This is a genomic window from Streptococcus sp. CF4-3, from assembly GCF_024295385.1.
Taxonomy (GTDB): domain Bacteria; phylum Bacillota; class Bacilli; order Lactobacillales; family Streptococcaceae; genus Streptococcus; species Streptococcus infantis_I.
Map to the genome: position 1 here is coordinate 1 of NZ_JANCPN010000006.1, position 21,471 is coordinate 21,471.

General features: G+C 39.4%; 20 protein-coding genes. 3 read left to right on the forward strand and 17 right to left on the reverse strand.

What is annotated here, in order from left to right:
- The 10 genes from rlmD to NML75_RS06395 form a co-directional block, all read right to left on the reverse strand.
- Positions 1-1,319 (reverse strand): 23S rRNA (uracil(1939)-C(5))-methyltransferase RlmD (gene rlmD, locus NML75_RS06350; RefSeq protein WP_254804257.1); only part of this gene is annotated, 1,319 nt, incomplete at its 3' end.
- Between the two features lie 73 nt (positions 1,320-1,392).
- The gene (locus tag NML75_RS06355) at positions 1,393-2,367 is read right to left on the reverse strand and encodes a DUF1002 domain-containing protein (RefSeq protein WP_254804258.1); all 975 of its coding nucleotides are present in this window, start codon (positions 2,365-2,367) and stop codon (positions 1,393-1,395) included.
- An 81-nt stretch (positions 2,368-2,448) separates the two neighbouring features.
- A complete protein-coding gene (locus NML75_RS06360; RefSeq protein WP_254804259.1) occupies positions 2,449-3,051 on the reverse strand; it encodes a lysozyme family protein in 603 nt (200 codons plus the stop codon).
- Positions 3,051-4,025, reverse strand: coding sequence for a nucleoid-associated protein (locus NML75_RS06365; RefSeq protein ID WP_254804260.1), 975 nt, complete (start codon positions 4,023-4,025; stop codon positions 3,051-3,053). Before NML75_RS06365 ends, NML75_RS06360 begins: the two co-directional genes overlap by 1 nt.
- A gap of 6 nt (positions 4,026-4,031) precedes the next feature.
- The gene (glyA, locus tag NML75_RS06370) at positions 4,032-5,288 is read right to left on the reverse strand and encodes a serine hydroxymethyltransferase (protein ID WP_254804261.1); all 1,257 of its coding nucleotides are present in this window, start codon (positions 5,286-5,288) and stop codon (positions 4,032-4,034) included.
- The gene (locus tag NML75_RS06375; protein ID WP_254804262.1) at positions 5,285-5,731 is read right to left on the reverse strand and encodes a GNAT family N-acetyltransferase; all 447 of its coding nucleotides are present in this window, start codon (positions 5,729-5,731) and stop codon (positions 5,285-5,287) included. Before NML75_RS06375 ends, glyA begins: the two co-directional genes overlap by 4 nt.
- Position 5,732: 1 nt before the next feature.
- Positions 5,733-6,335 carry an L-threonylcarbamoyladenylate synthase gene (locus NML75_RS06380; protein ID WP_254804263.1) on the reverse strand — a complete coding sequence of 201 codons (603 nt, stop codon included), beginning with the start codon at positions 6,333-6,335 and terminating at the stop codon, positions 5,733-5,735.
- Positions 6,319-7,155, reverse strand: a complete 837-nt coding sequence (gene prmC / locus NML75_RS06385) for a peptide chain release factor N(5)-glutamine methyltransferase (RefSeq protein ID WP_254804264.1) — start codon at positions 7,153-7,155, stop codon at positions 6,319-6,321. Before prmC ends, NML75_RS06380 begins: the two co-directional genes overlap by 17 nt.
- Positions 7,155-8,234: a peptide chain release factor 1 gene (gene prfA / locus NML75_RS06390; protein ID WP_004252778.1), complete on the reverse strand. Its 1,080-nt coding sequence runs from the start codon at positions 8,232-8,234 to the stop codon at positions 7,155-7,157. Before prfA ends, prmC begins: the two co-directional genes overlap by 1 nt.
- A 2-nt stretch (positions 8,235-8,236) precedes the next feature.
- On the reverse strand, positions 8,237-8,821 hold the full coding sequence (locus NML75_RS06395) for a thymidine kinase (RefSeq protein ID WP_004252774.1): 585 nt from the start codon (positions 8,819-8,821) through the stop codon (positions 8,237-8,239).
- A gap of 122 nt (positions 8,822-8,943) precedes the next feature.
- On the opposite strand from NML75_RS06395, the gene NML75_RS06400 reads away from it, so the two are divergent.
- Both NML75_RS06400 and mnmE read left to right on the forward strand, forming a co-directional pair.
- The gene (locus NML75_RS06400; protein ID WP_001117401.1) at positions 8,944-9,126 is read left to right on the forward strand and encodes a 4-oxalocrotonate tautomerase; all 183 of its coding nucleotides are present in this window, start codon (positions 8,944-8,946) and stop codon (positions 9,124-9,126) included.
- Between the two features lie 114 nt (positions 9,127-9,240).
- Positions 9,241-10,614, forward strand: a complete 1,374-nt coding sequence (gene mnmE, locus NML75_RS06405) for a tRNA uridine-5-carboxymethylaminomethyl(34) synthesis GTPase MnmE (RefSeq protein WP_004252771.1) — start codon at positions 9,241-9,243, stop codon at positions 10,612-10,614.
- Between the two features lie 288 nt (positions 10,615-10,902).
- On the opposite strand, the gene hemH is transcribed toward mnmE, so the two are convergent.
- Entirely contained in the window at positions 10,903-11,997 is a 1,095-nt protein-coding gene (gene hemH, locus NML75_RS06410) for a ferrochelatase (RefSeq protein WP_254804265.1), read from the reverse strand.
- 154 nt (positions 11,998-12,151) lie between these two features.
- On the opposite strand from hemH, the gene pepT reads away from it, so the two are divergent.
- Complete coding sequence (gene pepT / locus NML75_RS06415; RefSeq protein WP_070678217.1) at positions 12,152-13,375, forward strand: peptidase T; 1,224 nt, start codon at positions 12,152-12,154, stop codon at positions 13,373-13,375.
- Between the two features lie 27 nt (positions 13,376-13,402).
- Here pepT and NML75_RS06420 read toward each other — a convergent pair whose 3' ends face one another.
- The 6 genes from NML75_RS06420 to NML75_RS06445 all read right to left on the reverse strand — a co-directional run bounded on the left by NML75_RS06420 (position 13,403) and on the right by NML75_RS06445 (position 21,470).
- Complete coding sequence (locus NML75_RS06420) at positions 13,403-16,693, reverse strand: pneumococcal-type histidine triad protein (RefSeq protein WP_254804266.1); 3,291 nt, start codon at positions 16,691-16,693, stop codon at positions 13,403-13,405.
- Positions 16,694-16,700: 7 nt separating this feature from the next.
- Positions 16,701-17,603 carry a metal ABC transporter solute-binding protein, Zn/Mn family gene (locus NML75_RS06425; protein WP_302851159.1) on the reverse strand — a complete coding sequence of 301 codons (903 nt, stop codon included), beginning with the start codon at positions 17,601-17,603 and terminating at the stop codon, positions 16,701-16,703.
- Positions 17,604-17,818: 215 nt separating this feature from the next.
- Positions 17,819-18,730: a bifunctional riboflavin kinase/FAD synthetase gene (locus tag NML75_RS06430; protein ID WP_254804268.1), complete on the reverse strand. Its 912-nt coding sequence runs from the start codon at positions 18,728-18,730 to the stop codon at positions 17,819-17,821.
- Positions 18,731-18,784: 54 nt separating this feature from the next.
- A complete protein-coding gene (locus NML75_RS06435; protein WP_083312344.1) occupies positions 18,785-19,768 on the reverse strand; it encodes a dihydroorotate dehydrogenase in 984 nt (327 codons plus the stop codon).
- Positions 19,731-20,531, reverse strand: a complete 801-nt coding sequence (locus NML75_RS06440) for a dihydroorotate dehydrogenase electron transfer subunit (protein ID WP_070678205.1) — start codon at positions 20,529-20,531, stop codon at positions 19,731-19,733. Before NML75_RS06440 ends, NML75_RS06435 begins: the two co-directional genes overlap by 38 nt.
- A gap of 249 nt (positions 20,532-20,780) precedes the next feature.
- A complete protein-coding gene (locus NML75_RS06445) occupies positions 20,781-21,470 on the reverse strand; it encodes a sugar phosphate nucleotidyltransferase (RefSeq protein WP_070678203.1) in 690 nt (229 codons plus the stop codon).
- Position 21,471: the final 1 nt, after the last annotated feature.

The following is a 21,471-nucleotide window of genomic DNA, read 5'->3' on the forward strand; positions in this document are numbered from 1 at the left end:
TGCGTTTGCGGAAAAAGATCCACCGGCTGGACTTTCTTCAATTCGTAGCCCAACTCTTGGTAGAGTTTGATATCACGCGCCATGGTGGCGACGTTACAGGAGATATAGGCGATGCGGTCAGCGCCTGTTTGGGCGCTTGCTTTGATAAAGCTATCGGTCAAGCCCTTGCGTGGTGGGTCGACTAGGATGGCGGTTGGTTGGATGCCTTCCTTAAGCCATTTTTTCATGGCATTTTCAGCTGTATCACAGACATAGTGGGCATTAGTGATGCCATTTATACTAGCATTTTTCTGGCTATTTTCAACTGCTTCGGGGATGACTTCGACACCATAAACTTCCTTAACATGCTTAGCAACAGATAAACCAATAGTTCCGATTCCTGAATAGGCATCGATCACCACATCATCTTCACTTAACTCCGTAAAATCAATGGCTGTCTGATAAAGCTTCTCTGCCATTTCTGTGTTGACCTGATAAAAGGCTGGTCCAGAAATTTGGAAGCTATTCCCCAACATTTGGTCCGTAATGTAATCTTGACCATAAAGCGTACGCCATTCTTTCCCAAAAATAGCATTGGTATTCTGGTCATTGATATTCTGCATAACAGACACAATCTCTGGGAACTGCTTGATGACTTGTTCAATCAACTGTTCAACTCGGAAAATTTTAGGACGAGTGGTCACCAAAATAACCATAATTTGACCTGAATGATGGCCACGACGTACAACAAGGTTTCGAATCAGACCAGACTGTTCCTTTTCATCATAGGGTTTTAAGTCATAGCGACGAAGCAAATCACGTAAAGCCACAATAACTTGGTCAATCACTGGATTCTGGATATAAAAATCTTCAAGAGGCATAAGATCATGAGAATTCTTACGGAAGAAACCAGTCTCCAGAACACCATTGACACGACGAACAGGAACCTGAGCCTTGTTCCGATATTTGATAGGATTTTCCATACCAAGAGTATCAGCAACCTCTATATCCGTCATTCCAGCAATCTTAAATAGGCTATCTTTTACTTGCTTGGTTTTAAACTTGAGTTGCTCTGGATAAGCTAGATGCCCCAAGTCGGCAATACCTGAACGCAGGTAAGCCAAATCTAAGTTTTGATTACGATGTGGAGATTGTGTAAGATATTCCTCGACTTTACCAAAGCCAATCTTCTTGTTGACTTTAAGGACTCGCATAAGGATTTTTTCAGTCGGAAGAGCATTCTCTACAAAAAAGACCAAGCCATCTACCTTGGCAACACCTGCTCCTTCATGAGTCAAATCGACAATCTCAACTTCTACAATATCATTTTTCTTTAACATATTCTTCACTTTCTATAAGCCGACAAAAAAGACGGCAACAATCCTGTTACCATCTATTATACCATGAATTGATCTAAGCACCAAAACTCTTGAAGAAATCAAGGATAGCTTGCCAAATTGAGCTAAGGATGTTTCCACCGTCTTGAATAGCTTTATTGGCATCAAAGTTTAGGTCGATATTGCTGAAACTATCACCTGCTTGTGCAACGATACTTTGTTTCAGATCTTTTAGCGTCTTAGTAAAGTCTTCGTTATTAAGAATATCGCTCTTTGAAAGATTAAAGGCAAAGTTGATGATGACATTGACTTGGTTGCCTGTAACAACTTGATCCAGTTTATAGTTCTTTAAAGTATCTTCGACAATCTTACGAACATCATCTTCTGTAAGCTCACCCTTAGACTCTTTAGCCTTAGCGACTGCAGCCTTTATATCAGCAAGGGCTACGTTCAGTTTATTGGCATCAAAGCCTGATTTGTCCTTGTTTTCATCATTAATATCAGACAAGGCCTTAAGCTCTTCCTGAGCCAAGTCTTTATTTTCTTGAGGTAATTTTACACCATTTGACTCAAGGGAATAGTAAATACCTGCTAGAGCACTTTCCCCAGTAACTGGGATTGGCGCTGCAACGGTAATACGTGCGTGCTCGACACCCAAGGTAACAGCCGCATTACGGTACATGTCTTGGGTCACTTTGGTGATATTTTCAGGTGTTTCAATCTTGACTTCAAGTGGAGATTTTTCACCTAGTTTTTGAATTTTTGCTGATGAATAAAGTTGAAGACTAGAGTCGTTGGCGACATTCATAATTTTTGAGTAGACATCTGGTGTCATAGTCTTCAAGTCTTTAGTATCTTTAGAGGCATCATAGCCTAGTCTTTTAAGTGTTTGATTTTTTTGATCTTCTGTTAGTGAAGAACCCAAGACATACTCAGGTTGAACATAGGTTTCATCAATGACTTTTTGAACATCAGTAGCTGCCTGGGCGCTTTGCAGTGTTGCAACTGCTAAAAGTACTGCAGCGCTAGTCAGAAAGACTTTCTTTCGCATGAGACGTTCCTCCTTTTCTCCTCTAGCATATTAAAGTATCCTTAAAGAAAACTTATAAAAGCACCTAGAATTTCTAGATGCTTAAAATAGATTAAAAATTTTCATGATATAGAGATTTACTTGAACCTGTCTTGAGTAATAATAGTTTCCCCCATCGACATAAAGTTCTCCACCTTGAAAAATGGAAATAGGATTGATGTAGCGATAGGTTTTTCCTGTTGTATTCCCTAATGTCGGCGCAACTGTATCTCTAGAATATTGTTTAGCTAGAGCAATCGTATTCTTTTTCCCATTTTGGGCGATAAAATCAATATAAGCAGGCCCAAAGTTATAAGCTTGAATGGCTGTCCAGACATCCACTCCTTTTTCTTGAGCTAGATAGAGATTATCTGTCAAAGTTTGAACACCTTGACGAATACTACTAGCGTTATCGTTAATGGTATCAGTAGAACCGCTAGCAGACTCACTAGACTGCATCACGTCTCCTTCTTTACCTTTGGTTTCTGTATAGATCATGGCGAGCACAAGCTCTTCGTTTGCTGGAGTATCTCTTTCACTCAAGATTTCACGTACCATGGGTTGGTAGGTCATAACTTGTTTGACATCCTGACGAATGAGATAGGCTTTGTATCCAGCGAAAAGGAAGACTGCTAGCACCAGCACTCTTCGTATAAGTTTAAACATTATTTATTTTGAATATCCTCGATGTTTTTGATTAAGATAGAATAGGTTCCATTATCGTTTTGGATGAACTCAACGGATTCTGCATCTTGATAGACATTGTTTGGTACGATTAGTTCAATTCCGTTTGACAAGGAGAGTTTCTGATTTTCAAATCTCTTCAACTGACGACTGGCATCAATCTCATCAAACTGAACTGGCTCAGGTACTGCTTCTTTGACTCTGTCAATAAAGCTTAAACGGGCAGTAAGATTGTTGTCAAAGAGATCATTAGCTAATTTTTCTGGAGAGAGTTCATTGTTTTCTTCGATATTATTGAAGATTGCTGATTTAACCTTGGATTGAAATTGAAAATCATCCGCGTTAAAGGTTTCGGCAATTTTTTGAGCCGTTTTTTCAAGTTCCTTGATAGATTTCTTAGGTGAAATCTTTGGTTGAGCTTGAATAAGATTCTCAGAAAAATAGTTTAAAAAAGCTCCATTGTGCTTGATGCGTTTTTCAATCAAATGATACTTGCGGCTTTGAAGATTAACCACAAGGGCTTCATCAGCTCCAGTACCAAAACCTGGTAGATTATTCTGAGTCAGTTTGATTGGATTATCAACCTCACCACCTAGGTGTGTCAAGGTTTCTCGCAATGCAATTCGAAGGAAGGCAAAGTGTTCCACTCCTTCTTTTGAAAACTGTACAAAGACCAAATCGTTTGTCTTTTGATTTTCAGATACAGAGAATTCCTCTTTCCAGAGATTAGCAATCGACACAGATGTTTCCATTAGATCTTCTGTGATGTTGTTAAAAAAAGGGTTATCCTCTTCAAAAATACCAGTTTTAGCATCATCAGAATACACACGCTCCACTTTTTTACGCAAGTATTCCTCTATTTTGGGAGTGATATTGAGAAACTTATCCGCTAGTAACAACTCTGTGTCATCAGGGCTGAACTGATGGATGATGGCTTTCTTGATATAAATATCCATAAAATATTAGTCCTCGTATAATGGGAAGGCATCTGTCAAGGATTTGACTGCACTTCTCACTTCTTCTAAGACAGCTTCGTTTTCTGCATTCTTAAGGGCTTTAATAATAAGTTCAGCAACTTGACGGCTTTCTTTTTCACCAAAACCACGAGCAGTAATTGCTGCCGCTCCGATACGAATACCACTAGTCTTAAATGGTGACAAGGTTTCATAAGGGATAGAGTTCTTATTTAGGGTAATATTAACTTCATCCAGCAAGTTTTGAGCTACTTTTCCACTTTCTACAACCTTAGTGACATCCACTAGGAAAAGGTGGTTTTCAGTGCCACCAGAGATAATACGGAAATCAGGATCTTTCAGGAATACTTCAGCCATAGCCTTACTGTTCTTGATGACATTAGCAGCATATTCCTTGAAGGCTGGATCCAAGACTTCTTTGAAGGCAACAGCCTTAGCAGCAACAACATGCTCTAAAGGACCACCTTGGATACCCGGGAAAATAGCTGAATTAATTTTCTTAGCAAGCTCTTCGTCGTTAGTCAAAATCAAACCACCACGCGGACCACGAAGGGTTTTGTGGGTCGTTGTTGTAGTGATATGGGCGTATGGTACTGGACTTGGATGAAGACCAGCAGCAACCAAACCAGCAATGTGAGCCATATCGACCATAAGCTTAGCACCGACTGCATCTGCGATTTCACGGAATTTAGAAAAATCAATAATGTGAGAATAGGCTGAAGCACCAGCAACAATTAGTTTTGGTTTTACTTCTTGGGCTTGTTTCAAGATGGCATCGAAGTCCAAGAGTTCTGTTTCAGGATCGACACTGTATGAAACAAAGTTGTAGGTTTGACCTGAGAAGCTGACAGGAGCTCCGTGAGTCAAGTGCCCACCCGCAGCCAAATCCATTCCCATAACTGTATCACCTGGCTCAATCAAAGCCATGTATGCTGCACAGTTGGCTTGACTTCCTGAGTGGGGTTGTACATTAGCAAACTTTGCTCCAAAAATCTCCTTCGCACGTTCGATAGCTAGAGTTTCGATAATATCTACTACATCAGTTCCACCGTAATAACGACGTCCTGGATAACCTTCGGCGTATTTATTAGTTAAGATAGACCCTTGAGCAGCCATAACAGCCTGAGAGACTACGTTCTCTGAAGCGATTAATTCAATATTATTTTGTTGGCGTTCCTCTTCTTTGGCAATGGCATTCCAAAGATCCGAGTCATAGGCTTTAAAATCATCTTTGTCAAAAATCATAGGTCTTCTCCTTTTATTAATTTAATGAATCGTTTCTGCATTTTATCGCAGGTATAACCAACTCTTTCATAAAATGCATGCGCACCTGTACGATGGTCTGCAGAATTTAAGCGAATAAAGTTATAGCCACGTTTTTCTGCTTCCTGTTCTAATCCTTCAAGCAATGTTTTACCGATTCCTTTACCTTGTGTTTGAGGTAAAACAGCTAAAGCCAGGATATTAAAACCTGGTTTTGAATAAAGGGATTCATAAACCTCAGCATGAACATAACCAAGTAAATCATGGCTAATTGAATCCTCAAAACCAAGTAGGAAGTGATGGGAGTCTTGTGTCAACTTAGCTAGTTGACCAGCCGTTTCCTCTGGACTAAAAGCATAACCTAGCGCTTCTTTGTTAATGACACAAATTGTTTCGACATCTGTCGCTTTTAATTCACGTAGCATATCATACCTCCTCAAAAGGAATTTCAGGTATCTTGGCAAGGATATCTTCTCGAGTTATCGAACCTTGGCGTAGAATCTTCACCTTGCTGCAAGATAAGTCTATAATAGTCGAATCTTGACCAGTTAAAAAAGCATCGTCTTCCAAACCTAGAACATTTTGGTTAAAATCCTGCAGAATTTCCTTATAGGTCACACCGCTATCCTGTCCTGAAATGTTAGCAGACGGGCCGATTAAGGGACCAAACTCACGAATCAATTCTAGAGTGACGGGATGACTGGGCATGCGAAATCCAACAGTCGTCAAGTCTGAATTGACCCAGTAAGGGACCTTGTCATTAGCTTCTAGGATAATGGTTAAAGGCCCTGGCAAAAAACTTTTAACAAGTTGTTGTAAACAAGGTGGCTGATTCTTGGAAAAGTTCAAGATATCGTCTAAACTAGCAACATTGAGATTGAGAGCCTTATCTCTAGGGCGACGTTTGAGCCGATAAACATGGTCAACAGCCTTCTCATCCAAAGCTTTCGCAAAAAGGCCATAAACTGTCTCAGTTGGCAAAACTACTGCTCCACCCTTTTCCAACTCTTGCTTAATTTTCTCCATCATCAATGACAACCATCCTATCTTGGCCAAATTGGTCTTTGAGCGTTCGAACTCGTTTCTCAGGAAGATTTTCCATAAAGAGAGCGGGTACACTTTGACCTTGTTTGTAGCCAATTTCAAGATAAATCTTACCACCATCAGTTAGATGGTCCTTTGATTCTTCCGCGATTCTGCGATAAATCGCTAGACCTTCCTCGTCTGCAAAAAGGGCTAAATGCGGCTCTGAATGCAGAACATTCAAACCAACTTCTTCCTCATCTGCTCGAGAAATGTATGGTGGATTGGATACAATTATATCATATTTTGAACAAATTTCGGAGAAACAGTCAGATTTGATAAATGTGATCTCTAAATCTAAACGCTCTGCATTCTCCGATGCTAGGTCTAATGCAACTTGTGAAATATCAGCAGCTGTGACTGACCAATCTGCTCTATTTTTAGCTAAAGCAAGGGCAATGGCTCCGCTTCCTGTTCCGATATCCAGAACTCTGAGATTGTCCTTTAGATTCTCGGCTAGGATGAGCTCTACCAACTCTTCTGTCTCTGGGCGAGGAATCAAGACCCGCTCATCAACCTTTAACTGCATCCCAAAAAATTCTGCATGACCGATAATGTACTGGGCAGGAATATGTGCTGCTAATTTCTTGAAAATTTCTTCCACAAATTGCTTCTCTTCCTCTGTTACTTCTTGCTGGAGGGCAAAGACGAAGTCTGTAAAAGATAGATTTTTTAGGCTACGATAGACAAAGGAGAGGCTTTCTGCTTCCTCTCCTTGTACTATTAACTTTTCCTCAAAATCTTTAAAAATTTGAGCTAATTTCATTATTTGTTTAATTCTTCCAATTTTTGTGTTTGGTCATAAAGAACCAAGGCATCTACAACTTCATCCAATTTACCAGCTAGAATTGTATCAAGTTTTTGTAGAGTCAAGCCGATACGGTGGTCTGTGACACGGTTTTGTGGGAAGTTATAAGTACGAATACGCTCTGAACGGTCACCAGTACCGATAGTAGACTTACGTTCAGCATCTTGTTCATCTTGGGCAATCTGTGCAAAGTGGTCAGCAACACGCGCACGAATGATTTTCATGGCCTTCTCACGGTTTTTCTGCTGGGTACGTTCTTCCTGCATCTCCACCTTGATATTGGTTGGCAAGTGAACAATACGAACGGCAGTTGCAACTTTGTTGACGTTCTGTCCACCAGCACCAGATGCGTGGTAGATGTCCACACGAAGATCTTTTGGATCAATATCGTACTCTACTTCTTCTACCTCAGGCATGATAAGGACAGTTGCCGTAGAAGTATGAACACGACCTTGGCTTTCTGTCACAGGGACACGTTGCACACGGTGGGCACCTGATTCATACTTGAGTTTAGAGTAAACTGACTGACCAGAAACCATGGCAACCACTTCTTTGAAACCGCCGACACCGTTCATAGATGCCTCCATAACTTCAAAGCGCCAGCCTTGGGCTTCAGCATATTTTTGGTACATTGTTAGAAGGTCTCCAGCAAAAAGTGCTGCCTCATCTCCACCAGCAGCTCCACGGATTTCAAGGATGATGTTCTTGTCATCGTTTGGATCTTTTGGAAGAAGCAAGATTTTCAATTTTTCTTCGTACTCTTCTTTTTCTGCCTTAGCATCCTTGAGTTCTTGCTTGGCCATTTCTTCCAAGTCGGCATCTCCGCCAGACTCTTTAATCATTTCTTCAGCATCAACGATGTTTTGGAGGACTTGTTTGTATTCACGGTAGGCGGTTACGGTATCACGAGTTGAAGCTTCCTCTTTTGAAAGCTCCATGAAACGCTTGGTATCAGAGACCACATCAGGGTCGCTCAGCAATTCTCCTAATTCTTCATAACGGTCTTCTACAGCTTGTAGTTGATCATAGATATTCATTCTTATTGATTCTCCTTATTGATTTCAGGGGCAAAATAATGTTTACGGCAAACCGAGATATAGGTTTCATTCCCACCTATCTGGATTTGTTCACCATCATAAACAGGCAGTCCGTCCTGCGTACGCAACACCATGGTCGCTTTTTTCTTACAATACTGACAAATGGTTTTGATCTCATCAATTTTATCTGCTAATAATAATAGATGTTTAGATCCTTCGAACAGCTCATTGCGAAAGTCATTCTTCAAACCAAAGGCCATAACAGGTATGTCTAACTCATCGACAACACGCGCTAGGTCGTAAACATGATGACGTTTCAAAAACTGGGCTTCATCGACCAAAACACAGTAGGGCTTTTCAGGTAAATCTCGAATAAACCCAAAAATATCCGTAGTATCATCGATAGCAACTGCTGGTCGCTTCATGCCAATCCGACTCGACACATAGCCTATACCGTCTCTTGTATCCAGAGCCGAAGTCATGATAACAACTCCCTTTCCTTGCTCCTCATAGTTATAGGCTACCTTGAGAATCTCGATGGTCTTTCCTGAATTCATGGTCCCATAACGATAATACAACTGTGCCATGTTTCTATTTCACGTCCATTTCTAATTTTCTGCTACATTCTAGTATATCATATTTTCCAAAAGCTTTAAACGGCAAAATGTGGTAAAATAGAAGAAATCAAAAACTAGTGGAGGAAGCTATTATGCCATTTGTACGCATCGATTTATTTGAAGGACGCACGCTCGAGCAAAAGAAAGCCTTAGCTAAGGAAGTAACTGAAGCTGTGGTTCGTAACACTGGTGCACCTCAATCTGCTGTTCATGTCATCATCAACGATATGCCTGAAGGAACTTACTTCCCGCAAGGGGAAATGCGCACTAAGTAAAGCTTAAGCAATCTGCTTAGGCTTTTCTTTATAAGTGGCATTCGTTGAATAAAAAACTTTATTTTGTTACAATTTTAAGAGATATTTGTATATAAATTGTTAAAAGGAAATGAAATGATTACACGTGAATTTGATACCATTGCAGCAATCTCGACACCGCTTGGTGAAGGGGCGATTGGGATTGTTCGCCTAAGCGGAACGGATAGCTTTGCCATTGCACAAAAAATTTTTAAAGGCAAAGACTTGAGCAAAGTTGCTAGCCACACACTGAACTACGGCCACATTATTGACCCTTTGACTGGTAAGGTTATGGACGAGGTCATGGTTGGGGCTATGAAGTCTCCGAAGACCTTTACTCGCGAGGATATTATCGAGATCAACACCCACGGAGGGATTGCCGTGACCAATGAAATCCTGCAATTGGCTATCCGTGAAGGGGCTCGCATGGCAGAACCTGGAGAATTTACCAAGCGTGCCTTCCTCAATGGTCGTGTAGACTTGACTCAGGCTGAGGCAGTGATGGATATCATCCGTGCTAAGACTGACAAGGCTATGAATATAGCAGTCAAACAACTTGATGGATCCCTATCTGACCTCATTAACAATACTCGTCAGGAAATTCTCAATACCTTGGCTCAGGTTGAGGTGAATATCGATTACCCTGAGTATGACGATGTGGAAGAAGCCACTACTGCTGTTGTCCGCGAAAAAACTATGGAGTTTGAACAACTCTTGACCAATCTCCTAAAAACTGCACGCCGAGGTAAAATCCTCCGCGAAGGAATTGCAACAGCCATCATTGGTCGTCCCAACGTTGGGAAGTCAAGTCTACTTAATAACCTCCTGCGCGAAGATAAAGCCATTGTAACGGATATTGCAGGGACTACTCGAGACGTCATCGAAGAATACGTCAATATCAACGGTGTTCCACTGAAGTTGATTGATACTGCAGGTATTCGTGAAACGGATGATGTCGTGGAACAGATCGGGGTTGAACGCTCCAAAAAAGCCCTCAAGGAAGCTGACTTGGTACTACTAGTCCTAAACGCTAGCGAACCTCTAACTGCCCAAGACCGACAACTTCTTGAAATTAGTCAAGATACTAATCGAATCATTCTTCTCAACAAGACTGACCTGCCAGAAGCGATTGAAACTTCTGAACTTCCAGATGATATCATTCGTATTTCAGTCCTCAAAAATCAAAACATTGATAAGATTGAAGAACGCATCAATAACCTCTTCTTTGAAAATGCTGGCTTGGTCGAACAAGATGCTACCTATCTATCCAACGCCCGTCATATTTCATTAATTGAAAAGGCAGTTGAAAGCCTACAAGCTGTTAACGAAGGCCTCGAACTAGGAATGCCTGTTGATTTGCTTCAAGTTGATTTAACACGTACCTGGGAAATTCTTGGCGAGATAACTGGTGATGCTGCGCCAGATGAGCTGATTACCCAGTTGTTTAGCCAATTTTGTCTGGGTAAATAACATAAAAACTAGGTCAAAAAAATACTAGTCACCTAAAAAGAGGTTGGGACAAAAAGATCCCGACCTCATTTTTTATTATCAATCATAATTTGACGCGGTAGCTGATTGAACTTTTTGTTCGTCTTTTAGACTCCAAAAAGCTCCTAAACATCCTCGCGGGGCTGAGACTACGAAATCAAGACTTTGTCTATTAATTTCTGTCCCACCGCCTTTTCTTTCACGTTCTAAGTTATATCCTGCCTTAGCAAATATTTGAAACAAAATTTACCAGTTCTTTTCTATTTTCACTTAGTCTTTAGGTAATTTGCCAGCTTTTTCAAGCATTTTTTTGATTAAATAAGGCATCTTGACATTTTCACGACCTTTTTTCTCAATTAATTTTTTAACAAATTCTGGCATTTGTAAGTCTTGTGATTCATCTAAAATATTCTTAGTTTCATCCGAAGGGACTAATTCATCAAAGGTTTCTTCTTCTGGGAGGAATTCTCTAAATTCTTTATGTTCATTAGCTCGGATAATATTGACCAAGGCATCAATAAATCGAGAATCTGTATTTGGCATTGGTGGACGATGGTAGTTCACCTCTAATTCCTGACACAAGTCAAGACATTCCACATCGTTGTCAAACAAGACTTCAATATGCTCACTGATAAAACTAATAGGCACAAAAATATAATGCTCTGGATGTTCTTCCTGTTCTCTAAGATACTCTAAGACATCTGGTTTAATCCAAGGAATACCAATATCACTTTCGCTCTGCCAGGTGTTGGTATATTGCTCTGGATTTAAGCCTAATTTCTCTGCAATTAACTTGCTATTTTCGAAAATCTGGTCGATATAGGGATCGCCAAAATCCAAGGCAAAAATGGGCACACTGTGGGCAGAAAAGATGACTTTAAAGCTATCCTGTTTCACCTTTTCTTTTAAAATTTTAGCAATTTCAGCTGTCCAATAGTTTAATAGTGCTTCTTCTTGATACCAGTCCTTAATAACTAAAAACTGAATTTGTTTGCTTTCCAGAAACTTTTCGTACCCCATGACAGAGTAAAAGGAATAGTGTGGCTCCAAAATCAAGCAAATACACTTTTCAATTCCATCTGCTTCCATTTGACGAATTACATCTGGAATAAAAGGGGTTGAAAATTTATTGGCAAAATAGACACTATATTCATTTCCTAACCTAGCTTCTACCAAGGCAACTTCTTCACGGGTAATTTTTTGAAGTGGAGTTCCTCCAATTCGAACATAATTATCATAAAGGGTTTGAATCTCGTGGTCTTGTGGTCGAACTCCTCGACGAATGTTGGTAAAAAAGTCGGCTACTCCCTCAAAGGTAATCTCTTCTGGTGAACCAAATGTCATCATTAAAATTGCTTTTTTCATCTCTGTATCCTTGTGATGTTTTTATCTTTTTTATTGTATCACTAAACAACTCATAAGTAAACGCTAACATAAGGCTATTATCAACTTTCCGAATTTTGTTTTTATCATCTTTCTATGATACAATGGTTTAAAAAGAAATGAATAAGGAGTTTTTATGAAATACCCTACACTACTAGAGCGTTTTTTAACGTATGTCAAAGTTAACACACGTTCTGATGAGCAGTCAACTACAACACCAAGCACTCAAAGCCAAGTAGACTTTGCGACCAATGTTCTCATCCCAGAAATGAAACGTGTCGGTTTGCAAAATGTCTATTATTTGCCAAATGGTTTTGCTATCGGTACTCTTCCAGCTAACGATCCTAGTTTTTCTCGTAAGATTGGTTTTATCTCCCACATGGATACTGCAGATTTTAATGCGGAAGGTGTGAACCCGCAAGTTATTGAAAACTACAATGGCGGAGTTATCGAGCTTGGTAATTCTGGTTTCAAGCTTGATCCGGCAGATTTCAAGAGTCTTGAAAAGTACTCTGGACAAACTTTGATTACGACTGATGGGACTACCCTTCTCGGTGCTGACGATAAATCAGGTATCGCAGAAATCATGACAGCTATCGAATACTTAACTGCTCATCCTGAGATTAAACACTGTGAAATCCGTGTCGGCTTTGGACCTGATGAAGAAATTGGGGTCGGCGCCAACAAATTTGATGCAGAAGATTTCGATGTCGACTTTGCTTATACAGTTGACGGCGGTCCTCTTGGTGAACTTCAGTACGAAACCTTCTCTGCTGCAGGTGCTGAACTCCATTTCCAAGGTCGCAATGTTCACCCAGGTACAGCTAAGGGACAAATGGTTAACGCCCTTCAGTTAGCCATTGATTTCCACAATCAACTTCCTGCTGGTGACCGACCTGAACTGACTGAGGGTTACCAAGGCTTCTACCATCTCATGGATGTGACAGGTACGGTCGAGGAAGCGCGTGCTAGCTACATCATTCGTGACTTTGAAAAAGAAACTTTCGAAGCGCGTAAGGAAGCTATGCGAGCTATTGCTGATAAGATGAACCAAGAACTGGGTAGCAATCGTGTTACTTTAACATTAACTGACCAGTACTACAACATGAAGGAAGTTATCGAAAAGGATATGACACCAGTAACCATTGCGAAAGCGGTTATGGAGGGCCTTGGTATCACACCTATCATCGAACCAATCCGTGGTGGAACAGATGGTTCTAAGATTTCCTTTATGGGAATTCCGACGCCAAATATTTTCGCTGGTGGCGAAAATATGCACGGCCGTTTTGAATACGTTAGCCTTCAAACCATGGAACGTGCAGTTGATACTATCATTGGTATCGTATCCTACAAAGACTAAAAAAGAAGTAGCTAGGCTACTTCTTTTTTAGTTTACTACTTTCTCACTTGTTTTTGGAGATGTAGCTTCAGGAGTTAAGTTTGACTCAGTTTGTTTATCATTTGATTCTTTATTGGCTGTTTCAGTACTAGCTTCAGCTGGCTTCCCTTTTGATTGGAACTCTTGATTTAACAAAACGATTTCTTGAGCGACCGTCAGCAAAGCTTGCTTGTCTTTACTTGCCGCTGCTAGTTTATCAAACAAGGCATCGACTTTTTCAAAGTCAGCATCTGAACCATTATTCAATTCCAAATAAGTATGAAGGGCAATGACTCCGTTGTATAGTTGTTGATAGAGAGCCACGACCTCTGGATCTTGTTTGGCATTTTCACGTTCATTCTGAATAGTCTGTGAAATGCGTTTCAGAAGATCTTGGACTTGTGTATTTAATTCATCAAGGTCTGCGTCTTCTTTCTCCAAAGCAACCTTCAGATTTTTCACTTCGTCAGAGAGTGAAGCTTTAACCCCCTCCTCATTGACTTGATTCACTAATTCTTCAGCTTTTGTTAGTAACTCTTCTACTTGCCCTTTTAAGACATGATTACTTTGTTCCTCAGGTTTGATATCGTCATACAAACCTTTCAAGAACTCATAAACAGCAGTTTTAGCACTATGACCATCAACTTTTTCTGTATCTAAGATTGTTTCAGAAGTCTTGCTTGCAACCGGCTCATTTTTCAGTGCTTCTTCAACTTCCAGTTTTGTTTGGTAGATTTCTGGGAAGAGTTTGTTCAAGTCGGTTGCCTTAAGGAAGGATTGGGACTGATAAAGTGTCCAAGTTAAGTTGGCAACTTTACTGCGGAGATTGTCATTTAAGCGTCCATCAGATAGATGTTGGTAGAAATACTTGATGTATTCGACTGTTGTAACACCCGTACGGTCATTAAAGTCTTGCAGAGCTTGTAACTTAGCTTCAACTGCATCTAAACCAGCTTCATCTTGCGCCAGTTTATTTTCTTGGAGCTGAGTCAAGAGATCCTTTTTAGGAAGTCCATAAGCATCTGTATCCAAGGTACTAATCTTATCTACTAAAGCTTGATATTTCTTGTCTAAAGGACTGATTTCTGTTGGTTTGACACTAGAGTCAATATGGATATACTGTTTGTCAAACAAATCCAAAGCAGCCAAATATCCTGCAGTTGAATTGGTTGATAGCTTCTTCATATTTTCAGAGAATTGCCCCAAAGCGAGTTCAATCTGTCTTTGCAGACTTGGCTTATCTTTATAAAGTTCACGACTTTCTGCGAGAAGTTGATCAACCTTATACTGTACTGCTTTTTCATCAAAAGCACCAGGTTGGTAAGCTGACTGTAATGCAGGAATTTTGTTTTTCAAAGCGACTTCATAACCTTTAGTTTGAACTTTGATGTAGTGGTTATGGTCTCCATGAGGAATGACGAAACTACCATTTTCAACTTGCAAACTATAAGGAGAGACTCCATCGCGAAGAGCGGTTGTGTAGAGTTCATTTAGGAAATCAAGCTCCGCATCACCAGTCTGAAGTGGAATACGAACGTGTTCCTTACGAACAGCGTAAGGGTGAATGTGAGTTGGGTCATAAGCCTGGTCTGGATTACCAAATACAAAGAATCCATTTGAAATTCTGATAGCCTCAAGTGGAACACCATAAGTTTTTGAGATGTAAGCTATCTTTTCTTCATCACTGGCGTCTCTTGAAAAAGCATCTACATCTTTTGCAAGTGGTTTAACAGGTTCTGTCTGCTGATGGCTATGAAGATGGTCTTGTGCAGCTTTAATCTGCTCCGCTGATAAATCTTTCTTAAAGAAATAATGGGCATGGTCTCCATGTGAAACGACAAAACCTTGGTCGTCCTCACTAATCACTCGATCTGCTGCAAATCCATGATCGTGCTCTTCCTCATGATGGTGTTCTTCTGGTTTACTACTGTGGTTATCTGGGCTAGTTTCTGATTGTTTATTTCCGTACAAGTGATCCTGCGCGGCCTTGATTTGATCAGGGGATAAATCTTTTTTAAAGAAGTAATGATTGTGATCTCCATGAGAAACGACAAATCCTTTATCATCTTCACTTATCACTCGATCTGCTGCAAAGCCATGATCGTGTTCTTCCTCATGATGGTTTCCATGGTTATCATGATGGTGTTCTTCTGGTTTATGACTGCTATGATTATCTGGGATAGTTTCTGAATGTTTATTGCCGTACAAGTGATCTTGTGCGGCCTTAATTTGATCAGGTGATAAATCTTTTTTAAAGAAGTAATGATTGTGATCGCCATGGCTCATAACAAAACCTTCTGAATCTTCACTTATAATTCTATTTGAATCAAAACCATGATCGTGTTCCTCTTCTTCATGGTGAACATGTGGTAACGGATTATTTGGTGTGGAATTAGAAGGACTTTCTAAGCTTGGAGTGTTAGATTGTGCTTGATGATTGTTAAGAGATGATTTAGGGATATAGTGATAGTGGTCCCCATGTCGTACGATATAAGCATCGCCAGTATCTCTGACAATATCATTAGGGTTAAAGACATAACCATCATCTGCTGCAGAAACACCATTATTCGGTGTCAGTGACAAGGGTTGACTGAGAGCTGAACTATTGCCAGATAAATAAGCCTTTGCGGCAGCTAATTCACCCGCTGACAGATCACTCTTAGGAATATAATGGAAGTGTCCTCCGTGGGGAACGATATAAGCATCTCCTGTATCTTCAATGATATCAGAAGCGTTAAAAACATAACCGTCATCAGTTGTATAACGTCCTTGAGCTCTAGCTGCCACAACTTCCTTAGAATCATTTTTTTGGTCAGATGTATGCTCTTGTTTTTGTTTTTCAATTTGTTCTTTGGTACGAATATTTTCAGCTTGGCTAGCATTTTTTAGGTAGACATAATATTTTCCATCAACTTTGATGATGTAACCACCTTTAATTTCGTTAATGATGTGTTCATCACGCAATTGATAACTTGGATCTTTCATGACTAGTTCTTCACTAAAAATCGCATCGAAAGGAACTTTACCATTATAGTAATGGAAATGATCTCCGTGAGAAGTTACATATCCCTGATCAGTAATTTTCACAACAATTTGTTCGGCCTCAATGCCTTCCTTTTTGCTAACTTGATCAGGAGTCAAATTTTCGTTCTTTTTAGACTCATTCTTTTTCCCATCAACATACGATACACGATTATCTTCCTTCTTCTCTGCTTCTTGGTGCTGATTTAAAACATAAGCACAAACACTAAGCGCAATAACTACTGCTGATCCAGCTAAGTATTTCTTTGTTTTATTCATAATTTCCTCATTTCAATTCTTCTGCTAGTATTGCAATATCCTCTTCTAAATTATCTAAATAAGACTTATCATTTTGTGGGTCTGCCTCTAAAGGATTGAGAGTTTTAAGACTAACACCTGTTGACTTGATAAGCGTTTCAGCTACTTTAGACGAAGCATTGCTCTCTGTAAAAATAGTTTTAACTTTATAGGTCTTAACAAATTCTTGGATTTCAGTCAGTTGTCTTGGGCTTGGTTCTTGATCAGGAGAAATACCAGCAATACCAAGTTGATTCAAGTCAAATCTCTTTGCTAAATAAGAAAAAGCAGTGTGTTGTGTCACAAACGTTCTTTGCTCCACTTTATCGAAGATAGGTTTATATTTATTTGTTAACTCATGAGCTTGATCAATAAACTTCTTCGCATTCGACTGATATATTTCTTTATTCTCACTATCTAATTCTGATAATTTATCAGCAATAATTTGTGCTTCCTCAGCTACCTTTTCAGGGTCTAACCAAGTATGGGGATCATAAAGACTTTTCTCATCCACACCTTTTCCTACTTCTATATCTTCTAAGCCAGATACTCTATCCAAGGTCATACCCTCAGATGCTTCTAGAACCTTAACCTTGGACTTTTGTAGACTTGGATCTAAACTACCCGCCCAAGACTCTAAGGTATGAGAATGATAAACAAATACATCCGCATCGTAGATAGCTGCAATATCATTTGCTGACGGTTCATAAGAATGAATGCCTGAACTAGACTGAATCATTCTTACATCATTAAGATCACCAGAAACTGCTTTTACCATAGCATATACAGGATAAAAACTGGTCACTATTTTCATTCCATGAGATTCTTTGACATCATTTTGCTTATCTTGACTACAAGCTCCTAAAAATAAGGCAAGTACCGAAGATAGCATACCTATTAGTATTTTCTTTTTCACTAGAACTCCTTAACTGGTATTTAACCATTTAATTAACTAGTAAATATTCTACTCCTTATAATTTAAGATGTCAAGCTAGAAATTTAATTTTTCCCAAAATTTTACCAATAAAAAAAATAAATCTAAGAGTCTTAATCGACTACTTTTGAAAAACAAAAAGCTCGAACTATTATTCGAACTTTTTAATACTCTTATTTTCTTGCAGCTTTTTCATCTTCTTCGAGTTGTTTGACCAGTTGTTCAATGCCGTCAAATTTCACCATATCTCGGATACGATCTAACCAATAGACGGTCACTGTTTCGCCATAAATATCTTCATCAAAATCAAAGATATTCACTTCAAAACGCTCTTCTTCTCCATCAAAGGTTACGTTCTTACCGACACTGGCCATTCCTCGATAGAGTTTTCTCTTGATTTCGATATCAACGGTATAGACACCATCTGCCGGCATATAAGTACGATCCAAGAGCACGAGATTGGCAGTTGGATAACCAATTGTTCGACCACGAGCATTACCATGTACGACTATTCCTCTTGTAGGAAGTGGATTCCCAAGCAGCTGACCTGCTTCTTTCACATTCCCTTCAAGGATAGCTTGACGAATACGAGTAGAGCTAATCTTTCCTTTTTCATCATCTACAGGAGGTACTACAACTACTTCTCCATCAAAGATTTCTTTTAAATCTTCAGCTGATTTTCTATCAGAACCTAAACTATAGTCAAATCCAACTACAATAGTATCCGCTTTAACTTCTTTGACAAAAGTATCTACAAACTCTTGAGCTGTCATATTAGCGATACGACTTGAGAAGTCCATTAAATAAAGATTTTCGACACCAGCTCGTTTAAACTTACGTTCACGTTCTTCTGCATTCAGGATATGAAGTAAATTTTCTGGTGAATAGGGTTTTAAGGTTAATTTTGGTGATTCATGAAAGGTAATTAAAGCAACGCTTAATCTCTTCTTAGCAGCAATTTCACCAGCAATACTAAATAATTTTTGATGTCCAAGGTGGATACCATCAAAATATCCTAAAACAATGACTGTTGGTCCTGGTGTTGCAATGTCTTTTTCAGTTTTTATAGGTATTGTTACAATCATAGTCATATTATACCAGAAAGAAGAAAGCATTCAAAATATTACGAATTTAAAAAACTATAAGTTACTTTTTACTTCTTTTCTCAATTGCTCCAGAGTTTCGATATTATATTTGTCCATGACTTTTGGTAGGTTATCAATGATATCAGGACAGGCATAAGGATTGGTAAAGTTTGCTGTACCGACTCCTATTGCTGACGCACCCGCCAAATACATTTCTATAGCGGCTTTAGCTGAATCAACTCCTCCCATACCAATGATTGGAAGATTAGTTGTTTGAGCTACTTGACGGATTAGTTTAAGAGCTACCGGAAAAACTGCAGGCCCAGACATTCCACCAGTACCATTGGCAATAATTGGTTTTCTAGTTTTGAGATCAAAGCGCATACCAACAAGGGTATTGATCATAGTGAGACCACTAGCACCTGCATCCTCTACTGCTTTTGCGATGGTCACGATATCAGTTACACTTGGTGTCAATTTAACGTAAACTGGCACATCTGATGCCCCTACGGCTGCTTTTACCACATCATAAGCTAAATCTGGGTCTTGCCCAATCAAAAGTCCGTGATTCCCATGATCGACGTTTGGACAAGAAATATTGAGCTCAATGGCTTTCACGTTAGGTGCCTTGGAAATACCACTAGAAACGGCTGCGTATTCTTGCTTTGAGAATCCAGCAACATTGGCAATGATTGGAAGATTGGGATACTCTCTTTGCAACCAAGGTAACTTTTCAGAGAGAACGGCATCTAGTCCTGGATTTTGTAGACCAATGGCATTCAGCATACCAGCAGGTGTTTCAGCCACTCGAGGAGTTGGATTACCAAAACGTGGTTCAAGGGTTGTAGCTTTAATCATGATAGAGCCCAAGAGATTCAAATCATAGTATTTGGCATACTCTTGTCCGAAACCAAAACAGCCTGAAGCAGGAATGATAGGATTCTTTAATTCTAAGCCTGGTAGAGAAACTTGTAATCGATTTGTAGTCATGACACTCTCCTTATAAAACAACAGTTCCTGTTTTAAATACAGGCCCATCTTCACACACACGTTGACTAACTGTTTCACTATCTGGCACTTTCAGGACACAAGCGTAGCAAGCCCCCATGCCACAGGCCATACGAGATTCTAGAGATAGATAAGCTCTTGGATGGTCATAGAAGGTTTGATTGATATATTTCATCATACCAGGTGCACCGCAAGAGTAGATGGCATCAAATTCTGTGTCAAATTCATTAATCACTACCGATACGTTTCCTTTAATACCATAAGATCCATCATCAGTCGTTACAAAGACCTGACTAAATCTGGATAATTCATCTTCCAAAATAACAGCATCTTTAGTAGCGAATCCTAAAACAGTTGTTATTTCAACACCACGATCATGCAGTTGTTTAGCTACTTCAAGTAAGGGCGGCACTCCGATTCCACCACCAACTATAAGAACACGATTCTTCTTGTCTAAATCAGATAAATCAAAGCCATTTCCTTGAGGTCCCATAACATCTATGCTATCACCTGTTTTTAATCTTGAAAAGATTGCTGTTCCTGCTCCTTCAACTCGATAGATAAGTCTGCATTGCTTAGACGCCTTATCTATTGATGAAATCGAAATTGGACGACGTAAGAGATGGGCATCATCAGGTACACGCAAATGAAGAAATTGGCCCGCTTTCATAGCTTCCACCATTTCTCCTTCAAGTACAAGCTCAAAGATTGCTGGCGCGATTTCCTCCTGAGATACTACTCTCATAACATCTAAGCGAATGGCACCCATTCGTTTTTTACAATTTGGATTCATAACTTTTCCTCCTTAAATTTTAAGGGGATCAGATAAAGAAAAAACCTTGCAATTGCAAGGTTTCAGTTAAGATATTCACACAAAAGTACCAAATAAGCACTTGCTTACCTGCTTCTATCGTAGTTTCTTTTCTCTGACACCTTGTGAGTCTCTCTGGACTTCCCTTAAAGGTTAAATTTTCACTAGTATACTGCATCAAGCCTAAAAAGTCAAGTAAAAATAGGTCAGGTATCAGTTCATAAAAACTGCTTATTTTTGTGAAGAGAGAATCTTCTCCAATTTTTGATAATCTTTGACACTATCAATTTCGTAGATAGAATTTTCTTCCAACTCTTCTACGTAAACATCTAATTCTTTGATATTATCTTTAACCATGTTGTCCCAATAGAGATCAACAAATTCGCCGCTTGCATAGGCTTCATCAATAAAACCAACAATCTTTTCAGCTGTTGGAGCATCCCAGAATGATACACCACTCAAGATGCGTCCATTTTTGCTATCAACAATAATATCTTGAACTTTGTAATCATCTCCGTAAACTAGGAACCACTCATTATCACAGTCCTCGCGATAAACACTGAAATAAGTAGAACGTTCGATATCATTACGGAACATATTCTTGAAAAGATAGTTATCCGCATCGATAACGTAGCTGTTAGCCAACTCTTCTTTTACCAAGTAAAGAGAGTAAAAGTTATTGTAATCAGCAAACTTATCATTAAAGACTAAACGAACACCATATTTTTCTTTAAGGTAGTCGAATTGTTCTTTCAAATAACCTACGACAATAATAATGTCATCAATTCCACGTTCTTTTAAAAATTCAATTTGATATTCAACCAAAGGTTTTTGATTGACTTTAACCAAGGCTTTGGGAGTATTTTCTGTCATGGGTCTCAAACGAGTTCCCAAGCCCGCTGCTAAGATGATCGCTTTCACG

What these genes read in the sequence shown, in the direction of transcription:
- prfA (WP_004252778.1), bottom strand. Translation starts at nt 8,234, where the DNA reads ATGAATATCTATGATCAACTACAAGCTGTAGAAGACCGTTATGAAGAA.
- NML75_RS06395 (WP_004252774.1), bottom strand. Translation starts at nt 8,821, where the DNA reads ATGGCACAGTTGTATTATCGTTATGGGACCATGAATTCAGGAAAGACC.
- NML75_RS06420 (WP_254804266.1), bottom strand. Translation starts at nt 16,693, where the DNA reads ATGAATAAAACAAAGAAATACTTAGCTGGATCAGCAGTAGTTATTGCG.
- NML75_RS06400 (WP_001117401.1), top strand. Translation starts at nt 8,944, where the DNA reads ATGCCATTTGTACGCATCGATTTATTTGAAGGACGCACGCTCGAGCAA.
- NML75_RS06380 (WP_254804263.1), bottom strand. Translation starts at nt 6,335, where the DNA reads ATGATGGAGAAAATTAAGCAAGAGTTGGAAAAGGGTGGAGCAGTAGTT.
- mnmE (WP_004252771.1), top strand. Translation starts at nt 9,241, where the DNA reads ATGATTACACGTGAATTTGATACCATTGCAGCAATCTCGACACCGCTT.
- NML75_RS06355 (WP_254804258.1), bottom strand. Translation starts at nt 2,367, where the DNA reads ATGCGAAAGAAAGTCTTTCTGACTAGCGCTGCAGTACTTTTAGCAGTT.
- NML75_RS06430 (WP_254804268.1), bottom strand. Translation starts at nt 18,730, where the DNA reads ATGATTGTAACAATACCTATAAAAACTGAAAAAGACATTGCAACACCA.
- NML75_RS06365 (WP_254804260.1), bottom strand. Translation starts at nt 4,025, where the DNA reads ATGGATATTTATATCAAGAAAGCCATCATCCATCAGTTCAGCCCTGAT.
- glyA (WP_254804261.1), bottom strand. Translation starts at nt 5,288, where the DNA reads ATGATTTTTGACAAAGATGATTTTAAAGCCTATGACTCGGATCTTTGG.
- NML75_RS06425 (WP_302851159.1), bottom strand. Translation starts at nt 17,603, where the DNA reads ATGCTATCTTCGGTACTTGCCTTATTTTTAGGAGCTTGTAGTCAAGAT.
- NML75_RS06440 (WP_070678205.1), bottom strand. Translation starts at nt 20,531, where the DNA reads ATGAATCCAAATTGTAAAAAACGAATGGGTGCCATTCGCTTAGATGTT.
- NML75_RS06375 (WP_254804262.1), bottom strand. Translation starts at nt 5,731, where the DNA reads ATGCTACGTGAATTAAAAGCGACAGATGTCGAAACAATTTGTGTCATT.
- pepT (WP_070678217.1), top strand. Translation starts at nt 12,152, where the DNA reads ATGAAATACCCTACACTACTAGAGCGTTTTTTAACGTATGTCAAAGTT.
- hemH (WP_254804265.1), bottom strand. Translation starts at nt 11,997, where the DNA reads ATGAAAAAAGCAATTTTAATGATGACATTTGGTTCACCAGAAGAGATT.
- NML75_RS06435 (WP_083312344.1), bottom strand. Translation starts at nt 19,768, where the DNA reads ATGGGCCTGTATTTAAAACAGGAACTGTTGTTTTATAAGGAGAGTGTC.
- prmC (WP_254804264.1), bottom strand. Translation starts at nt 7,155, where the DNA reads ATGAAATTAGCTCAAATTTTTAAAGATTTTGAGGAAAAGTTAATAGTA.
- NML75_RS06360 (WP_254804259.1), bottom strand. Translation starts at nt 3,051, where the DNA reads ATGTTTAAACTTATACGAAGAGTGCTGGTGCTAGCAGTCTTCCTTTTC.